Genomic DNA, 16,292 nt, shown 5'->3' with positions numbered 1-16,292 from the left:
GAATAAGAATTCATTTGCTTATGCATTACTAGCTTATTCACTAAAGGTCGCCTCGGCGGCTCAGCGACGCCCCTGTAGGATGGGTTGAGTCATGCGATACCCATCCCACAAACGCGATGAAGGCAGCCGGGCGCCCATGCAGATCGACGAAGAACTGACCCTGAAGAAGCTGGAGACCTTTCTCGCCTTCATGCGCAGCGGCAACCTGTCGCGTGCGGCAGCGGAACTGAACACCAGCAACGTCAGCGTGCATCGCGCCATCCACTCGCTGGAAAGCGCCCTGCGCTGCCCACTGTTCAAGCATGAAGGCCGCAACCTGACGCCGCTGGAGAGCGCCTACGTGCTGGAAGAAAAGGCCCAGAAGCTGATCCAGGACGCCGTCGAGATGGTCCGTCTGACCCGCGAGGCGGCCGGCTTCTCTGCCGAACGCTTCAAGCTCGGCGCGCTCTATTCGCTGACGGTGAAGACCGTGCCGCAGTTGGTCATGGGCCTGAAGCTGCGACGCAGCGAGCTGAACATCGACCTCACCCTGGGATCCAACGTCGACCTGCTCTACCGCCTGAAGAACATGGAACTGGACGCCATCCTGGTCTCCCTGGATGACAGCGTGAACGACCCGGATTGCGAGCAATTGCCGCTGTTCTCCGACGACATCTTCCTCGCCGTTCCCACCGATTCGCCCTTCGCCGATCAGGACGAAGTGGACCTGGCGGACCTCGCCGACTCCACCTTCATCACCCTGACCCAGGGTTTCGCCACCCACCGCGACGGCGCGAGGGTGTTCCAGCAGGCCGGCTTCGAGCCCAAGGTGGCGATGCAGGTGAACGACATCTTCACCCTGCTCAGCATGGTCAGTTCCGGGGTCGGCTACGCGCTGCTCCCCGGGCGCATCGCGGCGGTCTACGAGAACCGGGTGAAGCTGATCCGCCTGCAGGCGCGTTATCGCCTGCTGCAACACATCGGCGTGGTCTTCCTGAAAGCCCGCGAGCGCGACCCGAACCTGCTCGCGCTGATCGCCGAGTGCCGCATGTACAGCCTGCGCAACGAGGGCTGAAACGACAACGCCCCGGCACTGGCCGGGGCGTTGTCGGGCAGGCCGGGATCAGCCCGTGATGCCGCGCATGGCGAAGAACAGCAGTGACGGCCCGAGCAGACAGCCGAGCGCCGTGTAGAAGGCCGCGGTCAGGCAGCCATAGGGCACCAGCTTCGGATCGGTTGCGGCCAGGCCGCCCGCCACACCGCTGGAGGTGCCCATCAAGCCACCGAAGATGACCGCCGTGCGCGGGTTGTTCAGGCCGATCAGCGGCGCCACGAAGGGCGTCACCACCATCACCAGGATGGCCTTCACCAGGCCGGCGGCGATGGACAGCGCCATGACCTCGGAACTGGCGCCGATGGCCGCACCGGTCACCGGGCCGACGATGTAGGTGACTGCGCCAGCGCCGATGGTAGTCAGACTCACCGCATCCGTGTAGCCGAAGGCCAGGGCCACGCCGACACCGGCAACGAACGAAGTGCCGATGCCGAAGAACAGCGACACCACGCCCGACACGCCGGCACGTTTGAGCTCCTCAATATTCACCCCGAACGCCGTGGCGACGATGGCGAAATCCCGCAGCATCGCACCGCCCAGCAGGCCAATGCCGGACAGCAACGGGATATCCACAAGGCCCTTCTGCCCGCCGGTCATCACGCCGCCGACATAGGACAGCACCAAGCCGAGGAAGATGGCGATGGCCGAGCCGTGCAGGCGGCCACGGGTGAGCTTGTCGGAGAGCCAGTAGGACAGCCACATGGTCACGCCGATCACGGCGAAACCGCTGATCAGGCCGTAACCGTTGATCACTTTCAGCATGGATTCGTACATGGCGGTCACCGCTGGGCAGGATTCAGGGATTCAGCGGCGGCCGCCACCGGCTTCTTTTGCCCGAGACGATCGAGCACCGGGACCATGGCGAAGCCAAGCACCACCGCAGCGACGCCGGCGAGGATGGCCATGGGGCCGCCGGACAGCGCGCCAAGTACGTTCTGCTGGGCAGCCATGGCGACGACGATGGGGATGTAGACGGCGCTCCAGAACTCCACGCCCACTTCGGACTTGGCGCTCATGAGGCCGCGCTTGTGCAGGTAGCTGCCGACGAAAATCAGCAGGAGCATGGCGATACCGACGCCGCCGACATTGGCCGGGACGCCCAGCAGTTTGCCCAGCAGTTCACCGATGAACAGGCCTGCCAGGGTGCACAGGGCCAGGAAGGCCACACCGTAGATGATCATTGTTGTTGTCCTCGCATTCGGGTCGAAGTTGCTTGTTCTTGTCCTTCGAAGTGCACGGCGGTTATCGGGTCCGGCTTACCTCCTCACGCAGCAAGGCGTCCAGCGTATCCAGACGGGCGCCCTGGAAGGCGATCACCGTACCTTGGTCGAAGACCCGCCGCGCCAGGCCGCTGAGCACGGTGCCGGGCGGCAGTTCGATATGCAGGCGCACGCCGCGCTCGTACGCGGTGCGCAGGGTGGCGTGCCAGTCGATGACACGGCACATGTTGAAAGCGAGGTCGTCGCGCAGGCGCTCCGGATCGAAGATCGGCCGCGCCGTGCTGCCGCTGAGGTAGCGGATCGCCGGGCGGCGCAGTTCTACCCCGGCAAAGGCGTCGGCCAGCTCGCGGGCGGGTTGTTCCAGCAGTTCGCAGTGAGACGGCACGCTCATCGCCAGACGCTTCGCCGCACCGGCGCCGAGCACCCGGGCACGCTCGGCGACGGCGGCCATGGCGGCATCGCTGCCGGCGATCACCAGCTGGTTGTCGGCATTGATATTGGCGAGGTAGACCGGCCCTGGCGCGTCAGCCAGCAGGCGCTCCACGGTGCCCTGATCGAGCCCGATGATGGCGGTCATGCCATAGCCCTGTGGATACGCCTGCTGCATCAGTTCGCCGCGCAGGGCCACCAGGCGCACGGCATCGGCGAAGTCCAGCGAACCGGCGATCACCGCTGCCGCATAGGCACCGATGGAGAGCCCGGCGACATAGTCCGGCGCCGGGCTGCGTTCGAGCAGCAAGCGCGCGCACGAAACACCGGCCACCAGCAGGCAGAGCTGCACGGCACGGGTGGATTGCAGCGCCTCGGCCGAATCCAGCGCCAGCACGTTTTCGCCCAGGGCAGCGCTGGCTTCCTCCAGGACGTCGGCGGTTTCCGCCGGCAGCTGGTGGAGCATGCCCACCTGCTGCGCGCCCTGGCCAGGAAAGGCGAACAGGCTGCTCACGCGGCATGCTCCAGAACGTGCCAGGGGTTATCCACAAGGCGGGCCCCTTCGACGCATTTCAGCAGCACGCGACGCGCCTCACCGGCCCATTCGCGCAAGGCCACTGCGCCATTGGGGGTTTCCAGTTGCAGGTCGATGCGACACGGCGCGTCGTCCAGCACTGCCAGCAGCGCGCGGGCGTGCTGGCGGTCGATGGCACATGGGGTACGCAGGATCAGATCGAGGTCGCTGGCCTCGTGCAGCACGGCAATACCGGTGGCGAGCTGGAAGCCGACGCTGCCGGTGGGGCCCCAGGGCAAGCCGGTGGCGGCCAGTATCGGGGCAACGACTTCCAGCGCCCGCAGCGCCGGGAAATCGGCTACAGCACGAGGTCGCAGTTGTTCGGGGCTGAGCAGGCGCTGGATGGCATGGACCGGCATGACAGCAGCAAGGCGCTGGTCACGGCTGGTGCCACGGATGCCGACGGCAACCCAGCCGTCCGCACAAACAGCACGGCGCACCACCACAGGATGCCCGGCGGCCAGGGCCTGATGTGCCCAGGCAGGGGCATCAGCGGGGAGCTGGTCCGATGTCATGCCCCAGAGCAGGTCGTGGGGTTTTGGAGTCTTGTTCATTCGTGGCTCCTTGAAGTTCGGCGGCTCGGGCCTCCCCCTCACCCCCGGCCCCTCTCCCTGAAGGGAGAGGGGCCGGGGGTGAGGGGCTCTACCACTGCACCCTTAACATCTCCCTGACTCTCGAAGACGCCACACGGTTTTCCGCACCCAGCCTTCCAGCCAGATCCGTGCTCGCACCGGTGTCCTCGACTGCCCGCAGCAGGCACTCACGCACCCGGCCGATATCGGCTTCGTTCGGCTGCTCCGCATCACCCACGGCAACCCGCTCCCACAGCAATCCGAGGGAGGCGTAGTTCTCCAGGTCATAGGCCATCGGCGGCACCTTGGCGGCCAGCACTTCCAGCTCCTCCACACTACGCAGGGTGATGCGTGCGGCGGCGGCCTTGCCCATCGCGTGGACCATCACCCCGCTGTCATCCAGGGCGATCAGGCGCTGGGCCTGGTAGCCATGGGCGAGGAAGGCACCGGACATGGCCTTGCCCACCAACAGGCCGATCACCGGGTGGCCGGCAAGGCGGGCACGGGCATAGGCGTCTACCGCGCCGGCCAGTGCCTGGTGAATGCCAAGGGCTTCCTCGCGGCGGCCATAGGCCTGGCTGGGAACATCCACCAGGGCCACGAGCACGCGCTTGGCGCCGTCTCGATCAGCCTCGATGGCCTCATCCACCGCCTTGGCCAGGCCCCAGCCTTCCAGCAGGCCGACCTCGCCATTGCGGGCGCGGGGAAACGGGTTGTGCGGGTCGGGCACAACGGCGATGAAGCGCGCGGCGCGATTGCCCAGCTCACGGTCGATCACCTTCACCGAAGACGGGAAGCCTTGCAGGGTTTCGCCGCCGGCAAGGCCTTGCAGCCAGTTCAGTCCACGGCTCATGTCCGGTCTCCTTGGTAGAGGGCACGCACAGCGGCGGCGTCCAGTTGTTCGCACGCGTCGCCCAGTTGCGCCAGGCGCTCCAGGAACCAGGCGTGTCGGCGGCTGCGCGGCAGGCCCTGTTCCGGTTGCACGAGCAACGCTTGCAGGGTTTCGCGGATGGCGTCGATGTCGTCGGCGACATAGGCGTCCACCAGGCCGCTGGCCATGCGCTGCTCGCCACCGGTGATGCTCCAGATGAAGGGACGGTCGCGGGAGTCATATTCGTCGATGCCCGCCTCCTGCTCGATCACCTGCGGGCCGTTGAGGCCCAGGCGCGCTTCGCGGGTGACGATCAGGTGGCTGCACAGGCCGGCGGCGATGGACATGCCGCCGAAGCAACCCACCGGCCCTGCAACCAGACCAATCACGGGCTGGTACTGGCGCAGCTCGACGATGGCCGCCTGGATCTCCGCAATGGCGGCGAGCCCCAGGTTGGCTTCCTGCAGGCGCACGCCGCCGGTCTCCAGTAGCAGCACGGCGCAGGTCGGAATGCCCTGACGGTTGTCTTGCGCCGCCAGTTCCAGCGCACCGGCGATCTTGGCACCGCCGACTTCGCCCATGCTGCCGCCCTGGAAGGCGCCTTCGATGGCGGCGACCAGCGCCGGCTGGCCATTGATGCTGCCCTTGGCCACCACCACGCCGTCGTCGGCCTGGGGCACGATGCCCTGCTGCGGCAGCCAGGGCGAAATGACCCGGTCGAAGGGGCCGATGAGTTCGCGGAAGCTGCCGGCATCCAGCAGCTCGCGGGCGCGCTGGCGGGCGCCAAGTTCGACGAAGCTGCGCGCTTCGAGCAGGCGTGCGATATCAGTCATGTGCGGGCTCCTTTTGAGAAGAAAGGGCCTCCAGCCCCTGTTCCAGGCGCAGGCGCACCACGCCGGGCGTGGCGCCGAAGTCGTGGATGTCGATGTTCAGGGCCGGCAGCGACTGGCCGTCGAAGAGGCGCTGGAACAACTGCTGCCAGCGCGGGCCGCTGCCATTCACCGAGGTCACCACCTGGATCGACAGGGTGCCGGCGCTGCCGGGTTCCAGCAGCACTTCGAGGTCGCCGGAGCCGACGCAGCCGACCAGGGCGCGGCCTCGGGCCGGCTGCCCGGCGGGGAATTGGAAGGACAGGGTTTCCATGGTCACAGGCTCCCGGCTTTATCGAGGAACAGGCAGGCGGCCAACAGGTCGGCGGCACCACCCGGCGAGGCGTTGAGTTGCAGCAGGCGGGCGTCCAGCGCGCGCAGTTGGCGGCGGCCGGCGAGGCTGGCACTGCCACCGGCGTCGAGCACGGCACGGGCGCCCTGCTGCATGGCGGCGAGACCTTCCAGGCCGGCGCGCCAGAGCACGCAGGTGTCAGCCAGGGTGGTCATGATTGCCAGCAGTGCATCGAGGCGGGCGTTCTGCTCACCGGCACCGGCGGCACGGCTGCGGGCCAGTTGCGGCAGGCCCTGTTCGATCACGGTGGGGAAGCCGAGTTGGGCTTCTTCCCGCGCACCACGGGCACCGTAGCGGCGGGCGACCTGGGCACCGTGGCTGTCGTTGTGCGGCGCGGCGCGGTCGTCGATCAGCGCGATGCGCGCAGCGCGCAGGGCGATGGCATGGGCGGCGCGGCTAGCGGGTTTCAGCGCCAACGCCGCCACCAGCAGGCCCAGGGCCCAGATCGCGCCGCGATGAGTATTCACCCCGCCGGTGATGCTGAGCATCGCCGCTTCACCTTCGCGGCCAATCCGGCCAAGCGCTTCGCGCAGCGGCTGGCCGACTTCGCCATGCTCCAGCGCCGCCTCGGCCATCTGCTTGAAGCAGGGCCAGAGAGACAACGCAGAGGCATGCATCAGGCCCAGGTGCAGGTCGCTGTGGGCACCACTGCCACGGCGGTCAACCAGCGCCGGCTTGGGCGAGAGGTCGGCTTCGTCGATCAGGGCATCGACCGCCAGGTCCGCCAGCCAGTCGGCGAGCGGCAGGTCGGCGTTGCGTAGGACAAGTGCGCTCATCACCAACTCCTGAAGCGGGCTGGGGGGTTGTAAAGGCCGCCGGACCACTCCACCAGTTCGGCGATGCTTTTCGCCGCCAGCAGTTCCCGCGTGGCTTGTGTACGGCGGATGCCGAGGTCTTCCGGCAATGCAATCAGTCCCTCGCGGCGCATGCGCAAGGTGTCTTTCGGGTCGTGGCGCAGGCCGATGGTGGTGACACCGGCGACCGCCGCGATCATTGCGCGACGCTCTTCGAGGCTGCGCGCCTTGTAGAGGTAGGCGATGCCTTCCTCGGTGAGCAGGTGGGTGACGTCGTCGCCGTAGATCATCACAGGTGCCAGGGGCATGCCGGCCTTCTTCGCCACATCGACGGCATCCAGCGTCTCGACGAAGGTGGGTTTGCCGCCTTCCTGGAAGGTCTCGACCATCTGCACCACCAGCTTCTTGCCGCGTTCGAGCATCGTCACCGGCTCAGTCATGTCGAGCCAGGCGGGCGTGGCGTGACGACGGCCGCGCGGGTCATGGCCCATGTTCGGCGCGCCGCCGAAACCGGCCAGGCGGCCCCGGGTGACGGTGGAGGAATGACCATCGCCATCCACTTGCAAGGTGGCGCCGATGAACAGGTCGACCGCGTACTGCCCGGCCAGTTGGCACATCATCCGGTTGGAGCGCATGGAGCCGTCGCGGCCGGTGAAAAACACGTCCGGGCGCTGGGCGATGTAGTCCTCCATGCCCAGTTCGGTGCCGAAGCAGTGCACGCTTTCCACCCAGCCGGTCTCGATGGCGGGGATCAACGTCGGGTGCGGGTTGAGCGTCCAGTTGCGGCAGATCTTGCCCTTCAGGCCGAGGGATTCGCCGTAGGTGGGCAGGATCAGCTCGATGGCGGCGGTGTTGAAACCGATGCCGTGGTTGAGCGACTGGACCTTGTGTTTCTCGTAGATGCCACGAATCGCCATCATCGCCATCAGCACGTGCACCGGCTTGATGTGGCGCGGGTCGCGGGTGAACAGCGGCTCGATGTAGAAGGGCTTGTCGGCGACCACCACGAAGTCGACCCAGGACGCGGGGATATCCACACGCGGCAGGTCGCGCACGTCGTCCACCAACTCGTTGACCTGGACGATGACGATGCCGTCGCTGAAGGCGGTGGGTTCCACCAGGGCAGGGGTGTCTTCGGTGCTTGGGCCGGTGTAGATGTTGCCTTCGCGGTCGGCCATGAAGCCGGCCACCAGGGCGACGTTGGGGATCAGGTCCACCAGCAGGCGCGAGTAGAGCTCGATGTAGGTATGGATGGCGCCCACTTCCAGCAGGCCGTCTTCCAGCAACTGGCCGATGCGCAGGCTCTGTGGGCCGGCGAAGGAGAAGTCGAGCTTGCGGGCGATGCCGCGTTCATAGAGATCAAGGTGCTCGGCGCGGCTGACGCTGGGCATGATCATGTGCAGGTCATGCAGGCGGCCGGGATCCGCCTTGGCCAGGGAGCGGGAAAGGAAATCCGCCTGCTTCTGGTTGTTGCCTTCGAGCACCACACGGTCGCCTGGGGCGATCAATGCTTCGAGGGCTTCGACGATCCGCTCACTGGGCAGCACGACGCCATCGGCGAGGTTGCGTACCTGGTCGAGACGGCGCTGCTTTTCTGTGCGCCGACGCGACCATTGCGGCGGGGGAGAGGGTCTTGTTGTCATGGTGGCTCCACGAGTTCCGCTGTCGTGGGGCCCACATTAGGAGCGCGACCGGTTGGTCATCAATCAAGCCCGCGAGGGGGTCGTTACGGCGAAGTTAACGATCCGACATGGGCCTCGTCGGGTGGGTCACGCTTCACCGACCCACCAATCGGAGCCGGCCCGAACACCTGAGGGTGGAAGTGAAAAGCGCAGCGCGGTCAGAACTCCAGAGTGGTCGCTACCTGCACCTGGCGCGGATCGCCGATGGAGACGTTGAGGTTGTTCACCGCCGAACTGTAGTAGGTCTTGTCGAACAGGTTCTTCACGTTCAACTGCACCTTGAGACGATTCTCGCCCAGCGGTGTTTCGTAGCTGGCGAAGGCATCGGCCACGGTATAGGCGTCCAGGTCGAAGGTGTTCTCCGCATCCCCCGCGCGTTTGCCCACGTAGCGCGCGCCGACGCCGGCACGCAGCCGGTCGCCATCGAACAGCGGGCCGAAGTCATACACCGCCGACAGCGAGCCGGTGTGGCGGGCGACGTTCTGCAGGCGATTGCCTTCCAGCACCGGGTCCTGGGTCACTTCGGCATCGATGAGGGCGAAGCTGCCGATCAGACTGATCTCGTCGGTGAGCTGGCCGGTGAGGTCCAGCTCCAGCCCGCGCGAGCGCACCTCGCCGGCGGCAGTGGCATAGGCGATGCCGTCGATGCTCTGGGTCACCAGCACGTTGGACTTGTCGATGTCGAACAGCGCCAGGGTGCCAGTCATGCGCCCCGGCAGGTCCAGCTTGGCGCCGATCTCCCAGCTCCTGCCCTCCTCCGGATCGACGCCGTTGATGGAGGCATTGCCGGTGAGCGGGGCGATGGTCGAGTTGGGCTTGAAGGACTCGCTGTAGCCGCCGTAGAACGACAGCGAATCGCTCCACTTGTAGACCAGCCCGGCGCGCGGCACCCAGGTCTGGCCGTTGATATCGGTGTTTTTCACGAACGGGCGACCGCGTCCGGCAAGCTGGTCGTAGAGCTGGTAACGGGCGCCGGCGACGAATATCCAGCGATCGGTCAGATGCAGCGAATCCTGGATGAACGCCGACTGGGTTTCGATGCGGTCGGTCTGGTCGCTGTCGCTGGCGACCACGGTGGTGGGCACCGGAACCTGGCCGTAGACCGGCGCGTTGTAGTTCAGCTGCTGACGGGTGGTCTGGCGGATGAGGTCCTCGCGGAAGAACTTGCGGTACTCGTGGTCCACGCCCATCAGCAGGTCATGTTGCATGCCGCCAAGCTCGATCTTGCCGTCCAGGTCGAAGGTGGCGAAGTGCTCGGTGCTGACGGCGCCACGGGTGCCGTCGAGGCGACGGATAACGGTGCCGTCGTTGTTCACCCGGGTCACCCGCGCCTGGTAGTCGTCGTAGGTGTCGCGGTTGTAGCTGTAGGCGAAATGGGCGTTCCAGTCGTCATTCAGGCGGTGCGCAACGTCGAAGATGGTCAGGTCCGAGCGGCCCTCGGTGATGTTGTAGGGCTCGTCCAGACGGCGCTCGGCAGGAATCGCCAGGGGCTTGCCGTTGACGAACACCGTGCCTCGGTCGAAGGGCACGCGGTACTCGCGATGCTCGTAGCTGAGATTGATCGTGGTGTCCTCGCCGAACCAGGCGAAGGACGGTGCGATGGTTTTCTCGCGGCTGTGGCCGAAGTTGCGCCAGTAGTCGGCATCGTCATAGTCGGCGATCAGGCGGTAGGCCAGGCCGGTTTCACTCAGCGGGCCGGTGACATCGAGCTGGCCACCACTGCCGTTCTTGCCGTCGCCATAGGTGGACGCACGGCCGGTGATGGCGTGGTAGGCCGTAAGCTGCGGTTTCTTGCTGATGACGTTGATCACCCCGCCCGGATCGAGAATGCCGTAGAGCATGGAGGCCGGCCCCTTGAGCACTTCGACGCGGTCGGCCGTGGCGGTGAGGTTGCGGCCCTGGATGGTGCGCATGCCGTCGCGCAGGATCGAGCCGTCGCGGTTGTCGCCGAAGCCACGCTTCATCACCGCATCCAGGGTGCTGCCGAGGGTGTTGGCCTGGGTGATGCCGCTGACGTTGAACAGGGCATCGTCGAGGTTATGCGGTTGCTGGTCTTCGAGCACCTGGCTGGGCACCACCGCAACGGCCTGGGGAATTTCCAGCAGCGGCGTCTCGGAACGCATGATCGAGGTCTCGGGCGGCGGCTGGTAGCTGTCCACCCGGCTCAGGCGCGAGTCGATGTTCACCGCATCCAGTTTCAGGGCGCCATCGTTGCCGCTCGGTTCCAGGGTCAGGGTGCCGGCGCCCGCCTGGCGCCAGGTGAAACCGGAACCGGCAAGCAGCCGGCCAAGGGCTTCGTTCGCGCTCATACGGCCATTCACCGCCGGGGCAGTGAGCCCGTAGGGCGCATCGACGGTATAGACCACGCTGAGGCCGGTGACACGGCTGAAGGCATTCAGTGCCTGGGGCAGCGGCTGGGCGGGAATCGCGAAGTCGTAGGCCGTTGCGCTGACCTGCGCCGAGGCCGCCTGGGCCAAGCCCGCCGCCAGCGGCAGCAACGCCCCCGCCAGCAGCAGAGAGGCCATCCCCAGGCCCCTGAGCCCACCACCTTGCACCCGCGTTGTCCTGTACTTCATGAGGTCGTTCACCCTTGGCGTATTGGCTTCTTGTTTGCGAATAACTCGCATTACAAGCACTACACGGATGCCGCCATGAAGTACCTCAGTGACCACGCGAAAAAGTTTCGGGAAGCCCGGTTACACCCGTCGGGAGCGTTCATTCGCAACTGGCCCCTGTTGCCTTCCAGGGCCAGCTTGCAGCGTGCTTGGCGAATGAATCCGCCCCTACAAGGTTTCCCTGGAAGCAAAGGCCTCAGCGCAGGACCATCACCCGCCCCAGCAATTCATCCTGCTCGAACCCCACCACCGCTTGCAGCGAGGCGAGCACCGCCGCCGGATCGTTGCTGGGGAAACTGCCGCTGATGCGCCGGCTGGCCAGATCGCGGTCGAGCAGGACGATGCGGCCGGGGTAGTAACGATCCAGCTCGGCCAGCACCTCGCCCAAGGGCGTGCGGTAGAAGGTCAGGCGACCTTCGCGCCAGGACAACTGCGCCGGAGCGTCCACCGCCTCCACGGTACCGGCCCGGCCGTCCGTGAAGAGCACTTGCTGGCCGGCGCCCAACACCTGTTGCGCATCGCCGGGATGGGCGCGCACGCCGACGCGGCCCTGTTCCACCGTAACCCGCGCACCGGCCGGTCGCAGGCGCACTTCGAAACGGGTGCCGAGTACGCGTGCCTCGCCGCCGTTGGCCGTGACCACGAAGGGAACCTGCCCCGGCGTGACCCTGAAGAAAGCCGCCCCACGACGCAGTTCCACCTCGCGGACCTGGGCGCCGTAGTGGATGGCCACCGCGCTGTCGGCATCCAGGGTGAGCACCGAGCCATCGGCCAGGGTGACGTCGCGCACCTCACCGGCGGCCGTTACGTGGTCGGCGCCGAGGTCGTCCAGCCGATACAGGGGTTGCCAGCCCCCCGCCCAGACCACCAGCAACAGACTCGCGGCCATGGCCAGGGCGGCGCCCCAGCGGCCTGCGCGACGACGCGGCGGGGCGTCCATGCGCGCCAGCAACGCATCCAGTTGCTCGGCTTCGTCGACCGCCAGGCGCGAGGCGCCGGGCTGGGTCATCCGCCAGAGATCCTCGGCACGGGTATACGCGTCGACATGCTCGGGCGCTGCGTAGAGCCACGCTTCGAACGCCTCGCGCAGGGCTGGCGCCGGCTGCCCCTGTAAACGTCCGAGCCAGAGCCAGGCGACCTGATCCAGGTCGGACTCGGGGCCGCCCTCGACGGCGCGCAATGGCGGTGGTTTGAGGCTCATGGCTTGGCGCTCCGGCTGCTGTGACGCGCCTGTGCGGCCTGGGTGAGGCTCGCCTTGCAGGCATCCAGGGCGCGCATCATATGTTTTTCCACCGCGCTCTGGGTCAGCTCCATGGCACGGGCGATCTCACCGTAGGTACGGCCATGAATGCGGTTGAGCAGGAAGATCTGCCGCGTCCGCTCCGGCAGCCCGCGCAGGGCCGCCTCCACATGGCGCAGCTCGCTGCCGGCTTGCAGGGCGGCCTCGGGCGAGGCGGGCTCGGCCAGGTGCTGCTCGGGCAACAGCGCGTTCTCGGCGCGGCTGCGCGAACCCTCGCTGCGCATATGGTCGATGGCCATATTGTGGGCGCTACGCAGCAGGTAACTGCCCAGGTCCTCCACCGGCGTATCAGGCCGACGCCAGAAGCGCAGGAACAGGTCCTGCACCAGGTCCGCAGCCGTGGCCCGGCACCCCACCTTGCGGCGGACTACCGCTTCCATCTGTTGCCGGTGGGCCAGGAAGGTCCGCAGGAAATCCTCGCGGCGCAGGAGCTCGCCGGACGCATAGGCGTCACTCGGCGGGGCATCGGCCGGGGAAGGACGTTCGGACATGGCGGCTGACGCGGAATCGGCTGAGGCTGGAAAGGCAGAAAATGATAATGCTTATCAAATAGACTTGCATAGCGAAGTGACGGGTGTAGGGGTTCTGCTGGTTGGGTTTCGCCCTGCCCAACCGACAGGAGAACCGTGATGCGCCGGTTCAATCCGCCAAGACGATCTGGTTCTTTCCGCCGCGCTTGGCCTGGTACATGGCCGCATCGGCACGGGCGTAGAGGCTGTCGAGGTTGCCGTCGTCGCGAAGATTCGCCAGGCCCTGGCTGACGGTGACGCCAAAGCTTTTGCCGTCGACTGTGAAGCCCATCCGCTGCACTTCGCGCTGCAGGCGCTCGGCGATCTGCCACGCCAGCTCCGGCGGACAACCAGGCAGGACGGCGGCGAACTCCTCGCCGCCGATGCGACCGAACAGGTCGCCCCGGCGCAGGGTGTTGCTGCCGCACTGGGCGATGCGCTGGAGCACCTGGTCGCCGGTCTGGTGGCCGTGGGTGTCGTTGATCTTCTTGAAGTCATCGACGTCCAGCAGGATGAACGCCAGCGGGCTGCCGAACTGGATCGAGTGCTCGAACTCACGCTGGGCGCATTCGAAGAAGTGCCGGCGGTTGCTGCTTTTGGTCAGCACGTCGGTGGTGGCCAGGCGATGCAGTTCGCCTTCCAGCTGCTTCTTCTCGGTGATGTCTTCGGCGATACCGACGACTATGGTCGGCTGGCCTTCACCGCCGCCTTGGCTGACGAAGCATTTGTCGCTGATCCAGCGCAGCTGGCCGTCGGCGCGAATGATGCGGTACTCGCGGGCCTCGATGGCGCCCTTCTCCAGCACCTCGGCAAAACTCTGCGCGGCGTACTCGAGGTCGTCCGGGTAGATGCAGTTGCGCCACTCGTTGTAGTCCGCCAACAGCAGGGCAGCGGAGCGGCCGAACATGCTCTCGTAGGCCGGGCTGACATAGATGATGCGCTGCGCCTCCCAGTCGAAGGCCCAGAGCACCGCATTCACACTGCCCAGGAGGCTGCTGTAGATGGCCTCGCGCTCACGCAGCCGCTCCACCTCGCCCCGGCTGTGCAACAGGGCAAGGGTGAGTTTTTCCAGTTCGCTTGGCGATTCGAGGGACGTTTCCATTCGGCCGCTACCTTCATAGGACCTGCCTTGGACAGATTAGGCAGGCAAAAGTGCGTCCGGCAATCCACCCGACGGTCAGGCATGACTGGCATGACGGAAGGCAGCGAACCGATTGAGCAACCGGTGCAGGGCGAACACCGCCACCAGGGTGATGAACACCGCCACGCACACCGAACTCAGGCGATAGGCAATGGAATAGACCACGTCGTGCTGCGGCGTGAGGTACTGGCCGAAGACGATGGCCAAGGTGGTCAATGCACCGAAGCCGATACCCTGGGCGCCTTCCAGCACATGCAGTCGCGCGCAGCAGAAGGCCGCCGTCCAGTACATCAGGGTGACCAGCGGCAGCACGTCGTAGTGGCTGTAGAGCACCAGTTGCAGCACCAGCCCGATGGCGCAGCCGAGCAAGGTGCCCAGGGCCCGGATGCGTCCGGCGAAGCGGATGCCGTTCCAATGCATGGGGAACAGCACCAGGATCGAGGCCACCTGGGCCGACAGCGAGTCCTGCAGGTCGAAGCTCTGGAACAGCATGAACGACAGGGTGGCGATGGTCGCTCCGAGCACCGCCTCGTGGCGCTGGCTGGGCTGGTCCTTGGCCGGCATCGGCCTGGGGGGTCGTGGCTCGGCGTCGGGGAAGAGGAAGAACATCAACCAGGCAATCAGCACCGTCAGGCCGGCGGCCACCAGGTTGCTCGTCACCAGGTCGTAGAGGTGCGTATCCGGATAGCTGGCGAAGTGCAGCTGGATGGAAAGGAACACGCTCCCCAGGGCGCCGAACATGAAAGACGAGCCCTGCGCCATCAGGCGGAAGCGCCAGAAGAAAGCGAGGAACGCCAGCGGCACCATCAGTTGCGGGCGGTCGCCGAACAAGCCGTAGATCACCAGCACCTCGATGCTCACCACCACCGCCTGGAGCAGGAACTGGCGGACGACGTGGGCATTGATGCTCGGCGTAAGGCCGAGCAGGAGCATGGGATAGACGCAGAAGAACGAACCATTGTCCCAGCCCATCAGCTTGCAGATGAACAGCCCGAGGGTTCCGCCACCGGCCAGGCGCAGGCACTGGCGCAGGTCGTTCTCGGTCAGCGCGGTCCGGCGACTCATCAGTACACGTAATGCAGGAGGCTGATGACGGCGATCTGCAGACGGCCGAACAGGTCCGCCAGGCGCGAGTCGCGCGGGTAGAGCTGGACCGTGGCCTTGGCGCCGCTGGGCAGGTTGTAGGGCAGCGCCTCGATCAGGCTAACGTGCAGGCGCTGGCGCTGGGCATCGCGCACCCAGCGGTCGGAAACAGCGGGGGCGGCCAGGTCACCGTTGGCGTCGAGCTGACCTTCCTTCACGCCGGCGTCGATGGCACTGACCTTAGCCGCGAAGATGTGCCCGGGCAGGGCGTCGAACACCACCGAGGCGCCGTCCTCCAGACGCACGTAGCGCAGGGCCTTCTCGCGGAAGTCCGCGCTGATGTCCGCGTCATCCGCGACCAGTGCCGCCACCGGGTTGCCGGCGTGCAGGAAGGCGCCGGGGGAGAGTTGCAGGTTGCTCAGGGTCCCCGCCCGTTCGGCACGCACTTCGCTGTACGCCAGTTGCAGACGGGCCTGGTCCAGGGCATTGCGCGCCTGGCGCAGGCGCAGGTTGTCGTCGCCGCTGGCGCCGCGCTGGGCCGCCAGTTCCCGAATGCGTGCAGCAGCGGCGGCCAGCTTGGCCTGGGCGGCCTGCCGCTGGGCTTCGGTCTGTTCATAGAGCTGGCGCGACACGTGCTGGCTCTGCACCAGGCGGCCGAGGCGCGCCGTCTCACGCTGCAACTCGCTGGCCGAGGCCTGGGCGGCAACCTGCTCGGCACGGGCGGCGGCGATGGCGGCGTCGAGTTGAAGGTTGTCCTGTTCGGCCTGTTCCAGCGCCAGCTCGGCGGAGCGCACGGCGAGTCGAAAGGGTTCCGGGTCGAGGCGGAACAGCAACTGGCCGACCGCGACGTGCTGGTTGTTGGTGACGGCGACGTCCAGCACCTGGCCGTCCACGCGAGGAGCGATTCGCAGCACCGGGCGGGTCAGTTGCGCCTGCGGTGTGATGGGCATCCACAGGTCCGCCGCAAGGAAATAGGCGAACAGCAGGACGAACAGGACGATGGCCGCCTGAACCCGACGGGCGAAGCTTTGATCCGGAGTCATGCGTACCTCGAAGGGACCCGCGGAGCACGCGGGTGGGAATGACGGGAACGGCAAGACCTCGGCCATTGCCGCTTAGGGGTACGAAGTATATTTATCGAGGAATCGTGGATAATCTCGCGATTGCGAGAAGCAGCCTTACACGGGG

Annotated in this window: 16 protein-coding genes; 1 reads left to right on the top strand and 15 read right to left on the bottom strand. The window is 66.5% G+C overall.

What is annotated here, in order from left to right; all coding sequences use genetic code 11:
• Positions 1 to 136: 136 nt before the first annotated feature.
• The gene (locus tag FFS60_RS18045; protein ID WP_028629122.1) at positions 137 to 1,054 is read left to right on the top strand and encodes a LysR substrate-binding domain-containing protein; all 918 of its coding nucleotides are present in this window, start codon (positions 137 to 139) and stop codon (positions 1,052 to 1,054) included.
• A 48-nt stretch (positions 1,055 to 1,102) separates the two neighbouring features.
• Here the strand turns inward: FFS60_RS18045 and madM are convergent, their stop codons facing one another.
• The 15 genes from madM to FFS60_RS17970 form a co-directional block, all read right to left on the bottom strand.
• Positions 1,103 to 1,867 carry a malonate transporter subunit MadM gene (madM, locus tag FFS60_RS18040; protein WP_137822743.1) on the bottom strand — a complete coding sequence of 255 codons (765 nt, stop codon included), beginning with the start codon at positions 1,865 to 1,867 and terminating at the stop codon, positions 1,103 to 1,105.
• Positions 1,868 to 1,872: 5 nt separating this feature from the next.
• Complete coding sequence (madL, locus tag FFS60_RS18035; RefSeq protein WP_137822742.1) at positions 1,873 to 2,274, bottom strand: malonate transporter subunit MadL; 402 nt, start codon at positions 2,272 to 2,274, stop codon at positions 1,873 to 1,875.
• A 61-nt stretch (positions 2,275 to 2,335) separates the two neighbouring features.
• Positions 2,336 to 3,256, bottom strand: a complete 921-nt coding sequence (mdcH, locus tag FFS60_RS18030; protein WP_028629125.1) for a malonate decarboxylase subunit epsilon — start codon at positions 3,254 to 3,256, stop codon at positions 2,336 to 2,338.
• Complete coding sequence (locus tag FFS60_RS18025) at positions 3,253 to 3,870, bottom strand: malonate decarboxylase holo-ACP synthase (protein WP_028629126.1); 618 nt, start codon at positions 3,868 to 3,870, stop codon at positions 3,253 to 3,255. The genes mdcH and FFS60_RS18025 overlap by 4 nt, the downstream gene beginning before the upstream one ends.
• An 88-nt stretch (positions 3,871 to 3,958) precedes the next feature.
• Entirely contained in the window at positions 3,959 to 4,741 is a 783-nt protein-coding gene (mdcE, locus tag FFS60_RS18020) for a biotin-independent malonate decarboxylase subunit gamma (RefSeq protein WP_137822741.1), read from the bottom strand.
• On the bottom strand, positions 4,738 to 5,592 hold the full coding sequence (locus FFS60_RS18015) for a biotin-independent malonate decarboxylase subunit beta (RefSeq protein ID WP_137822740.1): 855 nt from the start codon (positions 5,590 to 5,592) through the stop codon (positions 4,738 to 4,740). The genes mdcE and FFS60_RS18015 overlap by 4 nt, the downstream gene beginning before the upstream one ends.
• Positions 5,585 to 5,902, bottom strand: a complete 318-nt coding sequence (locus FFS60_RS18010) for a malonate decarboxylase subunit delta (RefSeq protein ID WP_028629129.1) — start codon at positions 5,900 to 5,902, stop codon at positions 5,585 to 5,587. The genes FFS60_RS18015 and FFS60_RS18010 overlap by 8 nt, the downstream gene beginning before the upstream one ends.
• 2 nt (positions 5,903 to 5,904) lie before the next feature.
• Positions 5,905 to 6,756, bottom strand: a complete 852-nt coding sequence (locus FFS60_RS18005) for a triphosphoribosyl-dephospho-CoA synthase (protein WP_137822739.1) — start codon at positions 6,754 to 6,756, stop codon at positions 5,905 to 5,907.
• Positions 6,756 to 8,417: a malonate decarboxylase subunit alpha gene (mdcA, locus tag FFS60_RS18000; RefSeq protein WP_137822738.1), complete on the bottom strand. Its 1,662-nt coding sequence runs from the start codon at positions 8,415 to 8,417 to the stop codon at positions 6,756 to 6,758. Before mdcA ends, FFS60_RS18005 begins: the two co-directional genes overlap by 1 nt.
• Before the next feature lie 197 nt (positions 8,418 to 8,614).
• Positions 8,615 to 10,981 (bottom strand): TonB-dependent siderophore receptor, encoded by a 2,367-nt coding sequence (locus FFS60_RS17995; RefSeq protein ID WP_371926448.1) that lies wholly within the window; start codon positions 10,979 to 10,981, stop codon positions 8,615 to 8,617.
• 286 nt (positions 10,982 to 11,267) lie between these two features.
• Positions 11,268 to 12,272, bottom strand: a complete 1,005-nt coding sequence (locus tag FFS60_RS17990) for a FecR family protein (RefSeq protein ID WP_137822736.1) — start codon at positions 12,270 to 12,272, stop codon at positions 11,268 to 11,270.
• The gene (locus FFS60_RS17985) at positions 12,269 to 12,862 is read right to left on the bottom strand and encodes an RNA polymerase sigma factor (protein ID WP_137822735.1); all 594 of its coding nucleotides are present in this window, start codon (positions 12,860 to 12,862) and stop codon (positions 12,269 to 12,271) included. The genes FFS60_RS17990 and FFS60_RS17985 overlap by 4 nt, the downstream gene beginning before the upstream one ends.
• A 148-nt stretch (positions 12,863 to 13,010) precedes the next feature.
• Positions 13,011 to 13,982, bottom strand: coding sequence for a sensor domain-containing diguanylate cyclase (locus tag FFS60_RS17980; protein ID WP_137822734.1), 972 nt, complete (start codon positions 13,980 to 13,982; stop codon positions 13,011 to 13,013).
• A gap of 75 nt (positions 13,983 to 14,057) precedes the next feature.
• Positions 14,058 to 15,086, bottom strand: coding sequence for a DUF2955 domain-containing protein (locus FFS60_RS17975; RefSeq protein WP_137822733.1), 1,029 nt, complete (start codon positions 15,084 to 15,086; stop codon positions 14,058 to 14,060).
• Positions 15,086 to 16,147 (bottom strand): HlyD family secretion protein, encoded by a 1,062-nt coding sequence (locus FFS60_RS17970; RefSeq protein WP_137822732.1) that lies wholly within the window; start codon positions 16,145 to 16,147, stop codon positions 15,086 to 15,088. The genes FFS60_RS17975 and FFS60_RS17970 overlap by 1 nt, the downstream gene beginning before the upstream one ends.
• Positions 16,148 to 16,292 lie beyond the last annotated feature (145 nt).

The organism is Pseudomonas sp. D(2018), from assembly GCF_005502555.1.
GTDB classification, from domain to species: Bacteria; Pseudomonadota; Gammaproteobacteria; order Pseudomonadales; family Pseudomonadaceae; genus Metapseudomonas; species Metapseudomonas resinovorans.
The sequence above is the reverse complement of the archived record's forward strand: the minus strand, read 5'-3'. Positions and strand labels throughout refer to the sequence as shown.

Excerpts from the sequence above, each read along its gene's own strand:
- FFS60_RS18045 (WP_028629122.1), top strand. The coding sequence starts at position 137 with ATGCAGATCGACGAAGAACTGACCCTGAAGAAGCTGGAGACCTTTCTC.
- madM (WP_137822743.1), bottom strand. The coding sequence starts at position 1,867 with ATGTACGAATCCATGCTGAAAGTGATCAACGGTTACGGCCTGATCAGC.
- madL (WP_137822742.1), bottom strand. The coding sequence starts at position 2,274 with ATGATCATCTACGGTGTGGCCTTCCTGGCCCTGTGCACCCTGGCAGGC.
- FFS60_RS18025 (WP_028629126.1), bottom strand. The coding sequence starts at position 3,870 with ATGAACAAGACTCCAAAACCCCACGACCTGCTCTGGGGCATGACATCG.
- mdcE (WP_137822741.1), bottom strand. The coding sequence starts at position 4,741 with ATGAGCCGTGGACTGAACTGGCTGCAAGGCCTTGCCGGCGGCGAAACC.
- FFS60_RS18015 (WP_137822740.1), bottom strand. The coding sequence starts at position 5,592 with ATGACTGATATCGCACGCCTGCTCGAAGCGCGCAGCTTCGTCGAACTT.
- FFS60_RS18010 (WP_028629129.1), bottom strand. The coding sequence starts at position 5,902 with ATGGAAACCCTGTCCTTCCAATTCCCCGCCGGGCAGCCGGCCCGAGGC.
- FFS60_RS18005 (WP_137822739.1), bottom strand. The coding sequence starts at position 6,756 with ATGAGCGCACTTGTCCTACGCAACGCCGACCTGCCGCTCGCCGACTGG.
- mdcA (WP_137822738.1), bottom strand. The coding sequence starts at position 8,417 with ATGACAACAAGACCCTCTCCCCCGCCGCAATGGTCGCGTCGGCGCACA.
- FFS60_RS17995 (WP_371926448.1), bottom strand. The coding sequence starts at position 10,981 with ATGGCCTCTCTGCTGCTGGCGGGGGCGTTGCTGCCGCTGGCGGCGGGC.
- FFS60_RS17990 (WP_137822736.1), bottom strand. The coding sequence starts at position 12,272 with ATGAGCCTCAAACCACCGCCATTGCGCGCCGTCGAGGGCGGCCCCGAG.
- FFS60_RS17985 (WP_137822735.1), bottom strand. The coding sequence starts at position 12,862 with ATGTCCGAACGTCCTTCCCCGGCCGATGCCCCGCCGAGTGACGCCTAT.
- FFS60_RS17980 (WP_137822734.1), bottom strand. The coding sequence starts at position 13,982 with ATGGAAACGTCCCTCGAATCGCCAAGCGAACTGGAAAAACTCACCCTT.
- FFS60_RS17975 (WP_137822733.1), bottom strand. The coding sequence starts at position 15,086 with ATGAGTCGCCGGACCGCGCTGACCGAGAACGACCTGCGCCAGTGCCTG.
- FFS60_RS17970 (WP_137822732.1), bottom strand. The coding sequence starts at position 16,147 with ATGACTCCGGATCAAAGCTTCGCCCGTCGGGTTCAGGCGGCCATCGTC.